Raw genomic sequence first — 17,627 nt, 5'->3', positions numbered from 1 at the left:
AGAGGCGCTTATATCGGTCTCTTTGGCTCGTTGCGGTTAAAACCATTTCGAAAGCGTATTCAGCCGAACCCGCCGCCGTCGTGCGGTTTGGCTAGCAGTCACACGACGAAGAACGTTCGATCGGCGGTGAACGGGGAGCGAACGCAGTCGGTTGAAGTCGTTCGGTACCTCGAGTTCCGGCCCGATCCAACACGCCCGAAACTCACCGTCAGCGAACCGTCAGACGAGACGACGAACGGAACTAGCGATCCGAGAAAAACGGCTCGGCCTACAGTGGCGGGAGTCGACCCACGTCAGACAGCACCGCTGTGGCCGTCTCCGGGCCGCCGGCACCGCGGCCGCTCGAGTGCAGCGAGCCGGCGTTCCGGGTTTCGATCTGGACGATGTTTCGGGTGCCGGTCACCGCGAGCGCGCCGTTTTCGGGGACGAGCCGCGGGCCGACGCGGACCCCGTCGCGGGTCGCCTCGCCGATGAGGCGGATCGTCCGGCCGTCCTCGGCGGCGAGGTCGAGTGCGCTGCCGGGAACGTCTTGGATACCCTCGACCGTCGCGTCCTCGAGCGCGAAGCCGCCGTCGGCGAGGACGTTCGACAGGATGACGAACTTCAGGGCGGCGTCGGTGCCGTCGACGTCGAAGGTGGGGTCGGCCTCGGCGACGCCCAGATCCTGGGCCTCCGCGAGGACGTGTTCGTAGTCGAGCCCCTCGGCGGCCATCCGCGAGAGGATGAAATTCGCGGTGCCGTTTAGGACGCCCCGGACCGCGGTGACGGCCTGTGGCGTGCAGTCCTCGATCGTCGAGAGGATCGGAATCGCGCCGCCGACGGTCGCCTCGAACCGGATCGAGCCGGCGCTGTCGGCCTCGAGCGCGCGGAGTTCTCCGTAGCGTTCGGCGACCGGTCCCTTGTTCGCCAACACGGCGTGGCGGTCGGCCGCGAGTGCGCGCCGGACGTGTGAAAAGCCGGGCTCGGCGTCGCCGAGCGTCGTCGGCGTCGCTTCCACGAGCACGTCGTAGTCAGTCTCGAAGACGTCCTCGGGATCGCTCGTTCCGACGGCCTCGTCGCCGACCTTGCGCTCGAGGGCGGCGTCGACTGTGATGCCGTCCGAATCGACCGCGGCGCTGCTCGAGTCGGCGAGCGCGACGACCTCGTGGCCGTACTCGTCGGCGAGGTCAGCGACCGAGCGACCGACATCGCCCGCGCCGAGGATGGCGAGCTCCATCAGGCCTCACCTCCGAGCAGGGGTTCGACGACGGTCAGTTCCTTGTCGGTGCCAATCGAGCGGATGGCCGCGAGCGCCTCCTCGGAGCGCCCAGAGTCGATCGCGAGTCGGGCACGGGCGCTTGCGACGCCTTCTGTGCCGTCGGGCGCGGCGAGCGAGAGGTCCTGAACGACGGCCTCGGCCTCGTCCTCGATCCGCGAGAGTGTATTCGAGAGATCGGTCTCGACGAGGTGGCCGACCAAAACGACGTTTACCTCCTCGCCGTAGTGCTCCTCGCCGGCCTGGATGACGTTGACGCCGGCGTCGCGCAGCGCCTGAACGATATCGTCGAATCGGTCGGGAGGACACTCGAGGTCGACCTCGACGGGGATGTGCCCGCGAGGTGTGATGTTACCGCGTTCGTGGTGGATGCTCAACAGATTGCCGCCGCTGTCGGCGATGGGAGCGAGTGCACGGAGCAACTCGCCGGGTTCGTCGACGAGCTCGAGCCGGACGGTGTAGGCCCGGACGCCGCCGTCGGTCTCGGCGTCGGGCTCGTCCTCGTCGTCGGGCTCGGGTGCGTCACCCATCGCCGACACCTCCTGCCTGCGGGCAGCTACACGTCATGATGTACGATTCCGTAATGGGCGCGTAAAAGGATATAGGACTTGCCAAAGCGCTCTGCCCTTGGTAACGGTACGCACAGTCCTCGTCGCCGCCGAAGAGACGGTATCGATCGGCGCTCAGAGGTGGTCTTTACCCGGATTCGACGAGCCCCAGTCGCCGCGGCCGCCTTCGGTTCGATCGACGCCCATGATCGACTCGGGCTGGTCCGGCCCGCCGAGACTGTCGCGCGCGTCCGGGACGCGCACGGTGACCTCGTCGATTTCGGGCCAGGTAATGAGTTCGGCCTCGATGTTGCCCGTCGTCACGTCGCTGACCGAACAGCCCTTGCAGCCGCCGCCGAGTTCGATGACGACCTCGCCGGTCTCGGGGTCGGCCGACCGCACCGCGCTGGTCCCACCGTGCATCTGAATGATTGGCATCTCGCGGGCCAGCCACGTCTCGACGCGCTCTCGCAGCGACGGCTCCTCTTCGGATGCTGTCATTGCCTCACGTACACGCTCGAGCGGTGTATACCTTGGGTCGCACGGCCGATATCCGTCGAATTAATCCTGAACATTTCCGCCGCGTCGGCGCAGCCACTCGAGAGTGAGCGCGCCGCTTGCGAGCCCCGCAACGCCGGTGAAGCCGGGGATCGAATCGCCGCCCGTGTCGCCGCCGCCCGCGTCGCCGCCGCCCGTGTCGCCGCCCGTGTCGCCGCCGCCCGCGTCGCCGCCGCCCGTGTCGCCGCCGCCCGTGTCGCCGCCGCCCGTGGCGCTCCCATTCCCGGTCTCGCCGCTCTCGTTCGTCGTGTTCGTCTCGTTGTCGGCCGCGAGCCAGTCAGGATCTTGAAGCGACGGGGGATCGGCCTGTTCGCCGGCTTCGGCCGGGAAGGTGTAGAGCGCCCCCTCGAGCGTCGTGTTCGGAATCGCTTCCGTGCTCGAGGCAATGAAACTCTCGCCGGGCGCGACGACGCGGGCCGTCCAGAACCCCGTCTTCGCTGGGTCGCGCCACCACGCGAGCCGTGTTGGATCGGTCGGCTCCGACACGTCGTGGATCTGGACGCCCGCGCGGTACCACGACGAGTAGAGTCGGCCGTCGCGGAGTTCGAAGTTGTGCGAGGTCGTCCACAGCCCGCCGCGGTAGGTCTCGTCGACCGTCCGCGGGGCGTCGATCGATCCTCGATGGACGGGCGCGGCGGGGTCGCTCACGTCGTAGAGGTCGATCCCGCCCGGTCGGTCGGGTGTGGCCCCGCCGGTCGCCCAGGCCTCCCGGCCGACCGCCATGAGGTCGCCGGATTCGTCGACCGCCGCGTAGTGATCGTTGCCCGGGAGACCGTAGACAGCGTCCTGTCGGTCGGTGAGCGATCGCTGTTCCTCGAGCGAGGTCGCTCGGACGTGCGAGACGTACGTCGGGGCGGCCGGATCGCTGACGTCGATCAGATAGGTGCCGGCGTTCCAGTGAGGCAGGTAGGCGATGTCGTCCTGTACGTAGACGTCGTGGAGGTAGCGGGCGAGCATTCGTATCTCGCCCCAGCCCGGCTCGCGGTCGAGCAGCGACCAGTATCCCAGTTGCGTGATGTCGCCGCCACCGATGTCGAAGATCACGAGCGGGTTCGCTTGCTGTTCGTTCGCGACGACGAACAGCAGGTCGCCCTCGAGATAGCAGTTGTGAATGTGGTAGCTCGTTTCGAACTCGCCGGTCGGAACGGGAGTCGCGGGATCGCTCACGTCGTACACTCGAAATCCCTTGACGCTGAAACTCGGGTTGGCCGGTCCCGCGACGACCAGCCGGTCACCGTCGACGGTCACGTCGAGGAGCTGTGTCAAGGCGTCGCCGGCGTGCTCGAGGTCGCGTTCCTCGGCGAGGAGCGTCGGTTCGGCGGGGTCGCTCACGTCGACGGTCGCGAAGCCGGTCGTGGCGGCGACGTAGGCGGTCTCGCCGTCGTCGCCGGGGACGGCCTCCGCGGCACCGGTGACGGGGAGCCGACCGAGCGGTTCGTATCCGCCCTGCCGTCGGACGAACGCGGCGCGCGACCGGGACGTGACGACCGAGCCCGAAACGGACGCGCCGCCGGCAACGCCGGCGGCCCTGAGAAACGCTCTCCGCTTCATGGTTGAACCAACGGACACAGACACATAGGCGTAATTACTCGTCGCCGGACGCCGCGGAGTCGAGGCGGCCGAATCGTGGAGCAACGTGGACGGTCCATGGAAGTCAGTTCCGGCATCCCCGAGACCCGCTTCGGGGGACGCGGTATCCAGTGACAGTAGCCTGTATCAGCCGCGCAGTCGCCGCCGGTCGCCGGTCCCCTCGGTCATGGCGCTTGCAAGCGCTCCCTCGAGGACGACGTCGTCGCCGAGATCGGTGACCGTGATCTCCGGGACGTTTGTCATCACCATCTCGGAAACGCGTTCGCGTACGGGATCGACGACCAGTTCCTCGTTGTGCAACGCGACCGCGCCGCCAAAGGAGACCACGATTGGCGCGAACGCGTGGACGACGTTCGTCACGCCGATCGCGTTCCAGTGGGCGAGTTGCTCGATGACGTAATCCGCCAGTTCGTCCTCGCCCGCGAGGTCGAACACGTCCTTCGCGGTGAAGTTTACCCCCTCGAGCGGGAGGTCGGTCGTGATCGTCGGGTCGTCCTCGGCGAGCAGTCGGGCGAAATCGGGGATGGCGTTGCCAGAGCAGTAGGCCTCCCAGTGGCCGTCGTGGCCGCAACCGCAGGTCAGTCGCCCCTGCGGATCGACGACGTAGTGGCCGACCTCGCCAGCGTTACCGTCCCAGCCGCCCATGATCTCGCCGTCACAGCAGACGCCGGCACCGATCCCCGAGGAGATCGTGATGTAGACCATGTCGTCGGGGTTGCTGGCGGCGTGGAAGCGCTCGCCGATGACGCCCGCCGTGGTATCGTTGTGGAGGTGGACCTCATCGCTGTCGATCAACTTCGCGACCGGCCCCGTGAGGGGAATACGATCGATCGAATTCGGCAGGTTCGCCGGATCGATCACGGCCCCCTCAGCGAGATCGAACGGACCGATCGAGCCGATTCCGGCGGCCGCGATCCGCTTGGGGTCGATTCCGGCCTCGCCACATGCGTTGCGCAGCGTTCGAAGCACCCCTTCCGTCACGTCGATACCCGTCGGCCCGCGCGGCGTGGATCGGCGGCTCGAGCCGATCGTCGTCCCGTCGGCCTCGGCGACGACGGCCCGGACGTTGGTCGCACCGAGGTCGACGCCCGCATAGTAAACCATGCTATCCTAGGGACGACCGCGGCCGTACTTAACTACCCAGATTGTACTCGACGACGAGTAGCGATTTCGATACGTTTCGCGAGATCGGCGGGCAGCGGGCGCTCGGTCGACGATCCGACGACATATGTATGCCATAGCACGGCATAGTTCGGATATGGCCACTGATGACACACCGACCGACCTCGACGCGAGGACGGAGTCGACGGCGCTGTCCGAGACGGAGTGCGAGGCCCTCCACGAGGTCGAACTGGGCCTCGAGTGGACCCAGCGCGCCCAGGGGAGTTTACTCGAGTTCCACCACGCGACGGGGCACGGCATGGACCACCTGTACCGGGCCGAGGAACTACTTCGAGACGCCGGCCACGACGACCTCGCCGACGCGATCCGGGCCGACCTGCTCCCCCACGGCGTCGTCGACGAGGACCGCTGGTCGTACGACGTCCTCGAGAACTTCCAGGAGACGCTGCTTTCCGAGGTCCGGTCGCTCGAGCGGCACGTCCGACGGGAGGTAGCCGACGGGGAGCGCCACGTCCGCGAGCGCCGGCAGGAACGCGAGTGGAAACGGCGGGCAGAGAAGCGGTGACGCGACCGCGTCGTTACTCCATCACGTCGAGGTCGCGGAAGTAGGTGACCGGGCAGGGGGCCTGGAGGATGATCTCCTGGGAGACGGAGCCAAGGACGGCCTTTTCGGCCGGTGAACGGCGGCGGCCACCGACGACCATGCGGTCCGCGTCGACGTCGATCGCCATATCGACGACCTCGGTGCTGACCTCGCCGAGCGCACCCTTGATCTCGTACTCGACGCCGGCCTCTTCGAAGCGGTCGGCGAGTTCGGGAACCGGTGGTCGGGTCGCCGCGAATTCGTCCGGATCAACGTCCTCCGCACGGGCCTGAAAGCCGAGATCGTCATGAACGTCCTCGTACTCGTCTTCGGTAAAGGCGTGGCCGATCACGACCGTCGCGCCGAGCGGATCGGCGATCTCGAGAACCGTATCAGCGAGGTCCGGTGCGCGAACCGTGTCCATCGGCCCGACCGCGAGTAAGACCGTATCGATTGCCATACCGGCACAGTGGTCGGGCCACCTGCTTAAGCATTCTCGTCGTTGCAGTATTCCAGAACCACCGCAGGTCGGCACGGTGCGGTCGCTATCGCGCCGGTGCGGTGTCGTCGGTGGCACCCGGTAGGGGACGCTCAGTCGGTGTGCTCGTCGTTGCTACGGACGAACGTGACGGGACAGGGGGCCGACAGCAGCACCTCTTGGGCCGTCGAGCCGAAGACAGCCTTGCCGGTCGGCGACCGGCGACGGCCGCCGACGACGACCTGATCGGCATCGACGCTGGCCGCCAGATCGACAATCGACGACCCGTGGTCCCCGACGGCACCCCGAATCTCGAGGTCGACGCCGTGTTCCTCGAAGGCGTCTTTCAGATCGTGGATCGTCGAGTGACGCCTCGCGACGGAGTCGGGGTCGATCTCGTCGACGGTCCGATCGAACTCGAGGCGGTCGAGGACCTGTTCGTACTCGCTGTTGGTGAAGACGTGTGCGAGGACGACGGTGGCACCGGCGGGCTCTGCGACGTCGAGGACGGCTTCGGCGAGCTGGCCGCTTCGTTCGGCGTCGCTTGGGCCGACTGCAAGCAATACTGTCTCTAGCATGGGTGACGGATTGATCGTACACCACCGTAAATCCGCGGGTCACGGAACCCCGATCGCAGCGGACGAGTGGGGTTCCGGGCGATTTTTCCACCCCGTCGTCGACAGCCGAGGCATGGACGGACCCGATCTCTCGGAGCAGACGGTGCTCGTCACGGGCAGCGCGAAAGGCGTCGGCCGCGAACTGCTGTTGGCGACGGCCGACTGCGGCGCGCGAACGGCGGTTCACTACCATACGAGCGCCGACGCCGCCCGCGAGGTCGCCGACGCCGCCCGCGACCGCGGTGCGTCCGACGCGATGACGGTGCAAGGCGACGTGACCGACCCCGAGAGCGTCAACGGGCTCTTCGCGGCCGTCGAGGCCGAACTCGGGTCCGTCGACGTGCTGGTCAACAACGTCGGCGACTTCGCCCCGGCCCACTGGGCCGACCTCGAGTTCGAGACCTGGAACCGGGTCCTCGAGACGAACATAAACGGCACCTACCTCTGCTCGAGGCGCGCCCTGCCCGAGATGCGCGAGAACGGGTACGGCCGGATCGTCAACATCGGCTACGCCTCGAGCGAGCAGGGGCTGGTCAGCCCGACAAACTTCCCGTACTTCGTCGCGAAGGCGGGCGTGTTGATGTTTACGCGCATGCTCGCGGCCGACACCCAGACCGACGGGATCACGGTCAACGCGATCTCGCCGTACGTCGTGGAGAACTCCGACGAGTTCCCCGACGAGCTGCCCCGCGGCCGGCCCGCGAGCTTCGAGGACCTGGTCCAGCCGCTGTACTTCTTCCTCGATCCGGAGAGCGAGTACATCAGCGGGGAGAACCTCGAGGTCGACGGCGGCTGGTTGCCCGAGACCGTGTAAGTGCGAGTAGCAGTTGACTCGCGGCGCGAAGCGCCGTGGGGAGTTTTTGGTCCAGATTTTTACGAGGGGGGTCTCGAACGGAGTGAGAGATCCCGGCGAAGTAAAAAGGTGGGTGCAGACCCTCGAGGTCGACGGCGGCTGGTTGCCCGAGACGGTGTAGCCGGATTGTAAGCGGTCGTCTCGCTTTACAACAACCCTCGTTTTGCACCACAGTTATGGGACCTCTCGTGTTCGAGTACGCGTATGCGAGTCGCAGTCGCCGGCACGTTCGGGCCGCTCCACGACGGCCACCGGACCCTGTTCGAACACGCGCTCCGGTTCGGCGAGGACGCCGTCGTCGTCGCGCTGACCAGCGACGAACTGGCGGTCGAGACGCGCCACGAACCGCGCCCAATTCCGTCGCTCGAGGAGCGGACCCGACTCGTGACGGACGCGCTTGGCGACCTCGACCGGTGGGACCGCGAGATCGAAATCCGGACGCTCGAGACCGAAGACGGGATTGCGACCGACGAGCCGTCGATCGACGCGCTGGTGGTCTCCCCGGAGACGGCCCCCGAACTCGAGGGGATCAACGAGCAGCGCCGCGAGCGGGGGTTCGAACCGCTGTCGGGGATCGTCGCGCCGTACGTCTTCGCGGATGACGGCGAGCGGATCTCCTCGACCCGGATCGTCAACGGCGAGATCGACGAGCACGGACGGGTGCTCGGGGAGGACTAAGCGGAGCCACGGCCGCGATTACAGGAACGCGAGCGGGACCATAACGAGGACCCCGACGAGGATGCCGCCTACGAGTTCGGGCTTGCCGCCGCGAGGGAGCCGCTCGCCGATGGCGAGTGCCTCGGGGACGAACTCGGTGAGCACGAGGTAGATCATCGCGCCGGCGGCGAAGCCGAAGCCGTAAGGGAGGATTTCGCGGGCGTAGCGGACAAACCCGAACGCGATGACGGCCCCGATCGGCTGGGGGAGACTCGAGAAGACGGCCCACCAGATCAGTTTCCACTTCGGAACGCCCATCGACGTCAGCGGGATCGAAATCGCGGTCCCCTCCGGCACGTTGTGGATCGAGATCGCGATCGTCATGAAGACCGCCAACAGCGGAATCGTGACCCCGAGAAACTCGGTGCCTCCCTCGAGTCCGAGATCGGCGAAGGAGACGCCGATGGCGACGCCCTCGGGGAAGCTGTGGACGGTCAGGATTCCGAGGATGAGGACGAGTTTCTTGAAGTCGGCTTCTTCGTACTGGTGGGGTTCGATGTCGACGTCTAACAGCACGTCGTGGGCGACGACGACGAGGCCGATGCCGGCCAGCAGCCCGACCCCGATCTCGAGGGGGGTGCCCTCGGCCAGTCCCTCCTCGACGAGGCCGAACGTCGACGCCGAGAGCATGATCCCCGAGGCGAGCCCCCAGAGGATTACGTTTCGCCGGTCGCTAATCCCCTCGAAGAAGAAAAACGGGAGCGCCCCTAATCCGGTTGCCAGCGCCGTGAGCAGCCCGGCGGCGAACACCAGCACGAAATGCTCGACCGGTGCCATCGACCGACCTATCGCACCGAACGCATAAATTGGCGGCGGGGATGCTACGGCCAGTATCGCGCGACGAGAGCCGCCGTATGACGGGTCAGTGGATGCGAGAGCGATCGGGTTCGCTGAGAGTCCGCCGAATCGACCGATACCATCAACAGTCGGCCGTCTGCTAGGGAGCGTATGTCACTGTGGAGGTCCCGCCGCACTCGCCACTATGTCGTCCTCGTGGTCGTGGCGACCGTTGGCTCGACGCTGCTGTACAATTACGGGATGGCGGCATGGGAGAACGACCCGCAACCGCTGTTTCGGTCGCTCGGGATCGTCTTTCAGTCGTTTACGACGACCGGCTACGGCGAGGACGCGGGGTGGTCGACGCCGCAGATGTACGTGCTGACGATCGGACTGCAGCTCATGGGGATCGGGCTGATCCTCACTGCGGCGGACGTCTTCGCGGTTCCCTGGCTGCGGGACACGCTGGCGGTCACGCCGCCGACCGCGACGACGGACGTCACAGACCACGTCGTCATCTGTGAGTACACGCCCCGCGGGGAGGCGTTCATCGAGGAACTCGAGTCGCGCGGCCAGGAGTACGTCGTCGTCTCGTCCGACGAGGAGACGGCGACGGCGTTACACGAGGACGACTACCGGGTCGTCCACGGCGATCCGGAGTCGACGGCGGTGCTCGAGAGCGCCGGCATCGAGCGGGCGACGGCGGTCGTGGCCGATTCGGCCGACGATACGAACGCGAGCATCGTCCTTTCGGCCCGGGAGGCGAACCCGGACGTGCGGGTGGTGACGCTGGTCGAGGATCAGCGACTCGGGGAGTACCACCGGATCGCGGGGGCCGACGAGGTGCTGTCGCCGCGCCAGTTGCTCGGGGAAAGCCTCGCGCGTCGGGTGCCGACGGCCGTGACGACCGCGGTCGATGAGGGCGTCGAGATCGGGAGCGATCTGGAACTGGTCGAGGTCTCGATCGCCGCGGGAAGCGACCTCTGTGACCGGACCGCCGACGAGATCGGGCTCCGGGATCGATTCGGCGTCGACGGCATCGGTGCGTGGTTTGACGGGACGTTCGAGAGCCCGATTCCGCGAGACCGGGACCTCCACGCCGGGACGCGGCTGCTTGTCGCGGGCGAACCCGAGCGGATCGAAACGCTTCGAGCGGAAGCGGCGTCGACGGTCCGGTCGTTCGCCGCTCGAGACGTGGTGATCGCCGGCTACGGCGAGTCAGGCGCGGCGGCCGCCGACGCGCTCGTCGGGACGAACGCTCGCGTGACGGTCCTCGATGTCGCCGAGAAGGAGGGCGTCGACGTCGTCGGGGACGCTCGCGATCCGGCGGCGGTCCGCGAGGCCGGCGTCGACGACGCGGCCGCAGTGATCGTTACCCTCGACGACGATACGACGGCCGTCTTCGCGGCGCTCGTCGCGCGCGATCTGAACCCGTCGGTCGACGTCATCGTTCGCGCAAACGACGCGGCGGACGTCCGGAAACTCTACCGAGCCGGGGCGGACTACGTCCAGTCGCTGGCGACGGTCAGCGGCCGGATGCTGGCCTCGACCGTCTTCGAGGACGAGGAGGTGCTGGCGGTCGATCGGGGAATCAACGTCGTCAGGCTCCCCGCGGGCCGGTTAGTGGGACAGACCGTCGTCGACGCCGCGGTCCGCTCGCGGACGGGCTGTACCGTCATTGCGGTCGTCAGGGACGGCGAGACGATCACGGCGATCGAGCCGTCGGAATTCGTCCTCGAGGCGGACGACGAGGTCGTCATCGCCGGGACCGACGAGAGCGTGCAATCCTTCGAGGCGCGGTTTCTCGCCTGAGAGGCTGATAAGCAGAATATCGAACCGGGTGGGACCCCTCTTTAGGACAGGAGCGAGCGAAGACCGGGCGACAGCTGCTGTTTCGCGAGATCGACGAGCAGCGGCGCGTCCTCGAGCCCAAGCAGCCGCGCGATGGCAAGCGGGTCGCCGCTGTTTGCATTCGCCAGCGTATCGTCGTCGAGTCGCTGGAGGTCCCGCATGAGCTCGTCGTAGCGGTCGTTCGGCGCGAGATAGAGGAGCTGGGTCATTAGCAGCCGGCTCTTGGCGTTGGGCGCGACGTCGCGGTGCCAGAGCGTGTCGTAGACCTCGAGGTTCTCGGCGGTCGGCTCGACGCCGTCGTGTTTGAGACAGCTGTCGGCGGTGGCGGCGGCCGCGCGGCCGGACTGCATGCACTTGTTGATCCCTTCGCCCCAGAGCGGGTCGAGGCTCGGCACGGTGTCGCCGATCGCCATGAACCGGTCGGTATGGAGCGTGCCGGGCAGTTGAATGTGGGCCGAGCCGCGGTGTTGTTTGCCCTCGATCTGTTCGGCGTCACGGAATCGGGGGTCCGTCTCGAGCCAGTGAGAGAGGTAGTCGTCGATGGTGAAATCGTTGCGGCTGTACCGGTCGTGGCTATCGTTTTGAATGTAACAGAGACCCACTTTGGCGGTGTCTTCGCCGGTATGGAAGATCCACGAGTAGCCGCCGGGTGCGATCTCGTGGTCTAGACGCAACATCATGGCGTCGCGCAGGTCGGCGAAGCCGGGGCGGTCGATGTCGATCCCTTCGAACTCGTACTCGATGCCGATGGCGTGATTCTCGCGTTTGAGATCGACGACACCGAGTTCCTTCGCGAGTGGGGCGGCCGGCCCCGTCGCGTCGATGACGATGTCGCCATAGACCTCCTCGTCGCCATTGTAGGTGACGCCGACGATCTCGCCGCCGTCCATGATCGGCGCGGTGACGCGGGCGTCGAACCGGTATTCAGCGCCATCGTCGCGGCTGTCGCTTACGAGATAGCGTTTGAAATCCGCAAACTCCAGAACCGCACCGGTTTGCTCGCGGACGTAGTGTTCCGTCGGCGACTCGAGGACGACGCTGTCGGTGTACTGCATCACGACGTCGTCGGGAATGCCGAAAGCCGCCATCATAGAGTGGAACGTTCCCGCGGTGGATTTGTTGCTCTGGCGCGGGAACTCTGCTTCGACCTCGGTCTCGAGGACGACGACGTCGTACCCTCTCGCGGCGAGATCCCGGGCACACTGTGCGCCGGCGGGGCCGGCACCGGCGATGACTACGTCGTAGCGGTCGTTCATGTAATCTGGACTGTCGTGACCGTAATTAGTTTGCCCGGTTCCGATCGAAGAGACGCGGTCGAGTCCCTTGAATCCTGTTCGGCACGAGCAGGCCGACGAATCGACCGGGAACAGACCGATCGGCGGCCACGGTGACGATGACGGCGGGTAGACCGACGTTACACGTCACTTGGCGGGGTAACATGGGTACCGCGGCTCTGGTACCACAGCCCTCGGCGCGTTCGCTGCCTCCTTGAGCAAAACACCCGTGACGTCAGCCCCTTTTCCGGAGGCCCATGTATGAGAACCGGCGGTGCTCGCACGAGACTGCGCTGAGCGCAGCGAGTTATTTCTCTGTGAAAAGCCGGAGGATACCGCCGACGAGGATTAAGAGCCCGCCAAGCCCGATCCCCAGTGGTGGCGGAAGCGGCGTAAAGCGTACGACCCCGACGAGGATGATGATCGTAGAGAGCCGAGCCATGTCCACCCGTCGCCCGAGAACGCAGAAAAGATTGCTGCGTGATTTACGAATCAGCGCTCGTGGGCCGTGAGCGCTACGATCGGGACAATGGTCCGACCGGCCGGCCTCGAACCGCCGAGGAAGCGAAAAGATGTTTACTCAGTGTAATCTTCTCGTACGTATATGGCATCGAGACGAGTGCGGGCGTGGATCGGCGTCGCAATGGTGGTCGTTGGGTTCGTTCAGATCGGCCTCTATGCCACACAGCACGATTGGATACCGACCGTCTTGGGCATGTTCTACGCCGCGGTCGGCGTCGGATATCTCTGGGCGGAGGTATACAGGACGGAGCGGGACGGAGAGGCGGCTCCCCTCGAGACGTGACTCGATCGGACAGGTCGGGCGATGACGCAGACCACCGGTACCGCGCGCCACTACGGCGTCGCTTCGAAGCAGAAGATCGATAAGGCGTTCACGGAACACGACCGCCCATGCAAGGAGAATCGGCCGGACGACTCACCCGCTCGAGTGGCCTCCGCGACCATCCGGAACTGGCCGCCGTGAGCGTGCTCGTCTCCGTCCTCGCCGTGGCCGCGGTCCAGTACATCGTCGCCGAACTGTTCGCGATCGACGCGTCGAACGCGTACCTGATTGGGGCGTTCGTCGGTCTCGTCGTCGCCCAGTTCGTGCGATCGCTCTGTCGGTGGTACGGCGTCGAGTGAACCACCGTGAACGCGGCCGAGAACCGAGACGGACGGTTAGCGAACGATTGTCACCGGAACGGGTGCCTGCCGCGCGACTCGTTCGGCGACGCTGCCGAGCAAGACCCTCGAGAAGCCGGTGCGGCCGTGGCTCCCGACGACAATCAGGTCCAGTTCGCCGTCCGCGGCGTAGTCGACGATCTCGTCGGCGGGCTGGCCGACGGTGACCGCCGTTTCGACCGACCGGCCGTAGTCGGCCGCGCGGGCTTCAGCCTCTGCGAGCAGCTCGCGGGCCTCCTCACGCCGGCGCTCGAGCAGTTCCTCCGCGCCGAGGTGCGCGACCTCGCCGTAACCGCTGTTGGTCGGATCGAGGGCGTGAAGCACCGTGATCTCGTCGTCGGGGTGTTCTCGGCACGCGAACTCGAAGGCCGCCCACCCCGGGTCCGAGTCCTCGAGGGCGACTAGCAGATGCATACTGACCTATACGCGGACGGACCACTTGAGTGTCATCCATTACCACAGAAGGTGAACGGCCGCCGCCGGTCGTCCGAGGCGTCCGGTCGGCGGACGACCGACTCGTCTCATTCGGAGTAGCCTTCCTGCAGGAACGCCCCCTCGGTCTCGTACATCGAGACCAGTTCCGCGATGAGTTCCTCGTGGGATTGGCCTTCCTCGCAGTGATTGTCGAGTCGCTGCTTCAGTTCATCGCTGATCTCGAGTGTGTATGTCATGGGAGTGTGAGAACGCGGTCGGCGCGCGTCGACCGTACTATCGGCATCCACGGTGAAATAGTCGAGGGCGCAGACGACATCGACGCGCCGGCACTCGCAAGCGATCGAGTTTGAGACGACACGTCGACTGATGGTTCGGCGCGCGAACCAGCACGAGACGGCCGTTCGCTTACCTAGTCGGTCGCCGTAGCCGTCGACATGACAGCTTCGCTGACCGACGACGATGTCGGAAAGACCGTCGTTGACGTCGAAGGCAAGGAACTCGGGATCGTCGCGAAGGTCGAAGACAACAGCGCAGCCGTCGATCCCAACCCGAGTCTGGCAGAGCAGGCACTCGCCTCGTTCGGCTGGGAAGGCGAAGACGGCGAAGACTATATTGTCACCGAAGACATGCTCAAGCGGGTCGATGACGAGGTCATCCTGCGCGGCGAACTCTGACTCGCGGACCGCACCGTCGACGGACCGGCCGACAGGGCGGACTCGAGCGGGGTCGCGCTTCTCGGCAGCTATCCGACAGCCGACGGACCGTCAGACCAAACACAGTAGCGGCCCAACAACCAGGAAATGGAGCCGAGCGATCTCCGCGCAACGATGCCCGCCCTCGAGTCGAGCGTGTACTGTAACTGGGGTGCCGGCGGGCCGAGCCCGCGCCGCGTCGTCGAAGCGGCCGAATCGGCGCTCGAGCACCACGAGTACGAGGCTCCCGCCGCCGAAGGGATGTATCCCGCGACGTTCGACGTCTACGACGAGGCGCGCGCGGCGGTCGCGGACCTGCTCGGCGCGACGCCCGACGAGGTCGCGTTGACCCAGAGCACGACCGACGGGATCAACCGCGTCGCGGGCGCGTTCGACTGGGACGCAAACGATGTCGTCGTCCGAACCGACCTCGAGCACTCCGCCGGCGTCCTGCCGTGGCAACGCCTCGAGCGCGACTACGGTGTCGACGTGCGGGTGCTCGAGACCGACGACGGGCGGCTCGATCTCGAGGCCGCGAAACCGGCGCTCGAGGATGCGACGCTGTGTTGCGTGAGTTCGCTGACGTGGACCCACGGCACGCAACTGCCGATCGCGGATCTCGTCGAGATCGCCCACGACGCCGGCGCGCTGGTGCTGGTCGACGCCGTCCAGTCGCCCGGACAGGTTCCCGTCGACGTCCGCGAGTGGGGTGCGGATTTCGTCGTCGCGGCGGGCCACAAGTGGCTGCTCGGCCCGTTCGGAGCCGGCTTCCTCTACGTCCGTGACGGCGTCGAGCAAGATCGCTCGCCCGCCGCGATCGGCTACCGGAGCGTCACAGACGAGACCGCTGATGACTACCGCTACGCGGCCGGCGCACGGCGGTTCGAGGTCGGCACCGCCAGCCCCGTCCCCTACGCCGGACTGACCGAGGCGCTCGCGACGCTCGAGGAGATCGGTATCGAGACGATCCAACGGCGGATCGAGGCCCTGACCGATCGGCTCAAAGACGGCCTCCCGGACGAGCGCCTCTTGAGTCCGCGATCGTACGAGTCCGGGCTCGTGACGATCGACGTCGACGACCCCGAGAGCACCGTCGATCGACTCGCCGACCGGGGAATCGTCGTCAGACCGCTTCCCAAGCCCGATGCAATCCGCGCGTCGATCCACGCATACAATAGCCGCGCGGACGTGGATGCGCTGCTCGAGGCGCTATAGGACTGCAACAACGCGACGGCGACCGCTGGACGCGCTTCAGTCGGCGGCCTGGTGCTCCTCCATGGCGGCCTGAACGTCGCTGTAGCGCTCGAACCGGTCAGTACCGATGTAATCGACGGTGTCTTGCAGGTACTGGACGACCTGTTCGCCGATCTCGCGCTGATCGTAGCCCTCGAAGGGCTGCTCGTCGTAGAGCGGGTCGGCCAGCAGCCGATTCTCGACGTACTCCTCGATGCGCGGCTCGTAGACGTCCGCGACGACGTCCGGTTCGGCCTCGGCCAGTTGCTGTAAGATCCAGCGCCCGTTCTCGATGTGGCGCGTCTCGTCCTGTCGCACCTTGCCGATGGCTTCTTGGAACGACTCGAGGACGATGTCACGCCCCATCTGCTCGGCTTTCAGCTCGATCATCTGGTCGAAGCTGAGATAGCCGCCGCGGGCGAGCTGGGCCTCGACGATGCCCATGTAGTTCAGGTAGGCCTCGCCGAGCGCGTAGACGAGGTCGGTCCGATCGCCGCTCTCGGCCGCCGCCAGCAGGTCGTCCGCGGTGTCGTAGAGATCGTCCGTGCTGTACCCCTGTTCCTGGTAGCCGCCCTCGCGATAGGGAGCCGTCTCCTGGGTCTCGAAGACCTCCTCGAAGTAGCGACTGAACAGGTCGGTGTGTTTGGCCTCCTCGTAGACCTGCTGGGCCAGATACATCTCCTCTTGAACGGTGTCGAACGGCATCTCCTCGTTTGGCAAGGCGTCAAGCGCCATCATGTACGGCGCGAGCGTTCGCGTGACGTCCTCCTCACCGTCGTAGAACCCGGAACACGTCGCGAGAAACCGCCGCTGTTCGTCCTCGGAAAACTGCTGCCAGTCTCGGCGGTCTTGCTCGAGGTCGTAGTCGTCCGGGTCCCACGTTCCCTCCTGTTTCCCCTTGCGATACAACTCGTAGGGCTGTTCTCGTTGACTGTAGTCGATTGCCATGCCAATAACTGACGTGTTGGTTGTAAATCAATATTCGGCCGAGAATCGCGTCTTGATAGCGAAGAGAACAGACGCTGCGGGCAGTCGTGAGACGGCAGACTTCGTCGGGCCCGCTCGAGTCACTCGCTGTCGGCGTTCCGCGACGCAGCCGCGGCCTCGACCATCGTCTCGCGCTCGTCGAAGTACGCCGGCGCATCGGCGTCGGCCTCGAACTCGATGACGCGAGTCAGCGCGTCCTGTCCGTCTGTCGCCTCAGACGCCAGTTCGTCGGCGAGGTCGGTGTAGTCCGCGGCCAGATCCTGAAAGGCCTGCATCCGTGCCTGCTTGGCCTCGACGAGCAGTTGCTTCTCCTCGAGTTCCGCCTGTAGTTCCTCGATCGCCGCGACGTCGACCTCGCTTGCGTCGGGGACGTCGGCGGTCGACGGCGATTCGGTCCCCTCGACCTCGTTCGGAAGCGCCTCGAGGCGGGATCTGATCTCGGCCATCTCCCGGTCGATTTCGTCCAAGAGGTCGTCGGCCTCCTCGCCCATCGTCTCGACGTGCCCGGAGAGCAGGCCGGCCTGGGTGCGGCAGTACTCGACGAACTCGTCGACAGCGAGCGCGTCCGCGGCGTCGTCGCTCATAGGGAACCCTTGGGGCTTCCGGCCGAAGGTACTTGGGGTCGGCCGGACCTGTGGCCGGGCGAGGTGTGCGGTACCGAAACCGCCGCGTCGCGTTCCGTCCGCGGCTACGGGCACCTCGCTGACCGCGGCGTGGTCAGCAGATCGTCACAGCGTCAGTAGGTGACTCGAGGCCGAGAAGTCAGGTGCTAACACATCGCTCATCCATACCCTTTCAGACTCGTTAAGTCCCTCCGGCTACTGATACGGATACGATGAATCTGGCACCGCGTCGACAATCGAGACAGTCCGTCT

General features: G+C 66.2%; 22 protein-coding genes. 8 read left to right on the top strand and 14 right to left on the bottom strand.

What is annotated here, in order from left to right; genetic code table 11:
- Nucleotides 1–268 precede the first annotated feature (268 nt).
- The 5 genes from ACJ70B_RS12125 to ACJ70B_RS12105 form a co-directional block, all read right to left on the bottom strand.
- Nucleotides 269–1,216 (bottom strand): homoserine dehydrogenase, encoded by a 948-nt coding sequence (locus tag ACJ70B_RS12125; RefSeq protein WP_408957251.1) that lies wholly within the window; start codon nt 1,214–1,216, stop codon nt 269–271.
- Nucleotides 1,216–1,785 carry an amino acid-binding protein gene (locus tag ACJ70B_RS12120; protein WP_408957250.1) on the bottom strand — a complete coding sequence of 190 codons (570 nt, stop codon included), beginning with the start codon at nt 1,783–1,785 and terminating at the stop codon, nt 1,216–1,218. Before ACJ70B_RS12120 ends, ACJ70B_RS12125 begins: the two co-directional genes overlap by 1 nt.
- 153 nt (nt 1,786–1,938) lie before the next feature.
- A complete protein-coding gene (locus ACJ70B_RS12115) occupies nt 1,939–2,304 on the bottom strand; it encodes a NifU family protein (protein ID WP_408957249.1) in 366 nt (121 codons plus the stop codon).
- Between the two features lie 60 nt (nt 2,305–2,364).
- Entirely contained in the window at nt 2,365–3,912 is a 1,548-nt protein-coding gene (locus tag ACJ70B_RS12110; protein WP_408957248.1) for an LVIVD repeat-containing protein, read from the bottom strand.
- A gap of 165 nt (nt 3,913–4,077) precedes the next feature.
- Nucleotides 4,078–5,055: an ROK family protein gene (locus ACJ70B_RS12105; RefSeq protein WP_408957247.1), complete on the bottom strand. Its 978-nt coding sequence runs from the start codon at nt 5,053–5,055 to the stop codon at nt 4,078–4,080.
- 154 nt (nt 5,056–5,209) lie between these two features.
- On the opposite strand from ACJ70B_RS12105, the gene ACJ70B_RS12100 reads away from it, so the two are divergent.
- A complete protein-coding gene (locus ACJ70B_RS12100; RefSeq protein WP_408957246.1) occupies nt 5,210–5,638 on the top strand; it encodes a hypothetical protein in 429 nt (142 codons plus the stop codon).
- 13 nt (nt 5,639–5,651) lie between these two features.
- Here the strand turns inward: ACJ70B_RS12100 and ACJ70B_RS12095 are convergent, their stop codons facing one another.
- Entirely contained in the window at nt 5,652–6,116 is a 465-nt protein-coding gene (locus ACJ70B_RS12095) for a universal stress protein (protein ID WP_408957245.1), read from the bottom strand.
- Between the two features lie 131 nt (nt 6,117–6,247).
- Nucleotides 6,248–6,712, bottom strand: coding sequence for a universal stress protein (locus tag ACJ70B_RS12090; protein ID WP_408957244.1), 465 nt, complete (start codon nt 6,710–6,712; stop codon nt 6,248–6,250).
- Nucleotides 6,713–6,824: 112 nt separating this feature from the next.
- On the opposite strand from ACJ70B_RS12090, the gene ACJ70B_RS12085 reads away from it, so the two are divergent.
- Nucleotides 6,825–7,565 carry an SDR family NAD(P)-dependent oxidoreductase gene (locus ACJ70B_RS12085; protein ID WP_408957243.1) on the top strand — a complete coding sequence of 247 codons (741 nt, stop codon included), beginning with the start codon at nt 6,825–6,827 and terminating at the stop codon, nt 7,563–7,565.
- A 243-nt stretch (nt 7,566–7,808) separates the two neighbouring features.
- Nucleotides 7,809–8,282 carry a phosphopantetheine adenylyltransferase gene (locus ACJ70B_RS12080; protein WP_408957242.1) on the top strand — a complete coding sequence of 158 codons (474 nt, stop codon included), beginning with the start codon at nt 7,809–7,811 and terminating at the stop codon, nt 8,280–8,282.
- A gap of 18 nt (nt 8,283–8,300) precedes the next feature.
- On the opposite strand, the gene ACJ70B_RS12075 is transcribed toward ACJ70B_RS12080, so the two are convergent.
- Nucleotides 8,301–9,098, bottom strand: a complete 798-nt coding sequence (locus tag ACJ70B_RS12075) for a ZIP family metal transporter (RefSeq protein WP_408957241.1) — start codon at nt 9,096–9,098, stop codon at nt 8,301–8,303.
- A gap of 171 nt (nt 9,099–9,269) precedes the next feature.
- Between ACJ70B_RS12075 and ACJ70B_RS12070 the strand changes: the two genes are divergently transcribed.
- Complete coding sequence (locus ACJ70B_RS12070; protein WP_408957240.1) at nt 9,270–10,910, top strand: potassium channel family protein; 1,641 nt, start codon at nt 9,270–9,272, stop codon at nt 10,908–10,910.
- A 41-nt stretch (nt 10,911–10,951) separates the two neighbouring features.
- Here ACJ70B_RS12070 and ACJ70B_RS12065 read toward each other — a convergent pair whose 3' ends face one another.
- Together ACJ70B_RS12065 and ACJ70B_RS12060 are read right to left on the bottom strand one after the other, a co-directional pair.
- Nucleotides 10,952–12,205 (bottom strand): digeranylgeranylglycerophospholipid reductase, encoded by a 1,254-nt coding sequence (locus ACJ70B_RS12065; protein ID WP_408957239.1) that lies wholly within the window; start codon nt 12,203–12,205, stop codon nt 10,952–10,954.
- A gap of 325 nt (nt 12,206–12,530) precedes the next feature.
- Entirely contained in the window at nt 12,531–12,665 is a 135-nt protein-coding gene (locus ACJ70B_RS12060) for a transporter (protein WP_408957238.1), read from the bottom strand.
- Between the two features lie 162 nt (nt 12,666–12,827).
- Between ACJ70B_RS12060 and ACJ70B_RS12055 the strand changes: the two genes are divergently transcribed.
- Both ACJ70B_RS12055 and ACJ70B_RS12050 read left to right on the top strand, forming a co-directional pair.
- Nucleotides 12,828–13,028, top strand: coding sequence for a hypothetical protein (locus ACJ70B_RS12055; protein WP_408957237.1), 201 nt, complete (start codon nt 12,828–12,830; stop codon nt 13,026–13,028).
- 107 nt (nt 13,029–13,135) lie between these two features.
- A complete protein-coding gene (locus ACJ70B_RS12050; RefSeq protein WP_408957236.1) occupies nt 13,136–13,366 on the top strand; it encodes a hypothetical protein in 231 nt (76 codons plus the stop codon).
- A gap of 36 nt (nt 13,367–13,402) precedes the next feature.
- On the opposite strand, the gene ACJ70B_RS12045 is transcribed toward ACJ70B_RS12050, so the two are convergent.
- Together ACJ70B_RS12045 and ACJ70B_RS12040 are read right to left on the bottom strand one after the other, a co-directional pair.
- Entirely contained in the window at nt 13,403–13,819 is a 417-nt protein-coding gene (locus ACJ70B_RS12045) for a universal stress protein (protein WP_408957235.1), read from the bottom strand.
- A gap of 107 nt (nt 13,820–13,926) precedes the next feature.
- On the bottom strand, nt 13,927–14,076 hold the full coding sequence (locus tag ACJ70B_RS12040) for a hypothetical protein (protein ID WP_408957234.1): 150 nt from the start codon (nt 14,074–14,076) through the stop codon (nt 13,927–13,929).
- Between the two features lie 198 nt (nt 14,077–14,274).
- Here ACJ70B_RS12040 and ACJ70B_RS12035 point away from each other — a divergent pair, with 198 nt between their 5' ends.
- Together ACJ70B_RS12035 and ACJ70B_RS12030 are read left to right on the top strand one after the other, a co-directional pair.
- Nucleotides 14,275–14,514, top strand: a complete 240-nt coding sequence (locus tag ACJ70B_RS12035) for a hypothetical protein (protein ID WP_408957233.1) — start codon at nt 14,275–14,277, stop codon at nt 14,512–14,514.
- 126 nt (nt 14,515–14,640) lie between these two features.
- Nucleotides 14,641–15,747 carry an aminotransferase class V-fold PLP-dependent enzyme gene (locus ACJ70B_RS12030; RefSeq protein WP_408957232.1) on the top strand — a complete coding sequence of 369 codons (1,107 nt, stop codon included), beginning with the start codon at nt 14,641–14,643 and terminating at the stop codon, nt 15,745–15,747.
- Nucleotides 15,748–15,783: 36 nt separating this feature from the next.
- Here the strand turns inward: ACJ70B_RS12030 and ACJ70B_RS12025 are convergent, their stop codons facing one another.
- Together ACJ70B_RS12025 and ACJ70B_RS12020 are read right to left on the bottom strand one after the other, a co-directional pair.
- On the bottom strand, nt 15,784–16,713 hold the full coding sequence (locus tag ACJ70B_RS12025) for a ribonucleotide-diphosphate reductase subunit beta (RefSeq protein WP_408957231.1): 930 nt from the start codon (nt 16,711–16,713) through the stop codon (nt 15,784–15,786).
- Between the two features lie 119 nt (nt 16,714–16,832).
- Nucleotides 16,833–17,336 (bottom strand): hypothetical protein, encoded by a 504-nt coding sequence (locus tag ACJ70B_RS12020; RefSeq protein ID WP_408957230.1) that lies wholly within the window; start codon nt 17,334–17,336, stop codon nt 16,833–16,835.
- Nucleotides 17,337–17,627 lie beyond the last annotated feature (291 nt).

Origin of the sequence: Natrinema sp. 74 (genome assembly GCF_046097095.1) — an archaeon.
Classification (GTDB): Archaea; Halobacteriota; Halobacteria; order Halobacteriales; family Natrialbaceae; genus Natrinema.
Note: the sequence above shows the minus strand (reverse complement) of the source record. Positions and strands in the feature narration are given on the sequence as shown.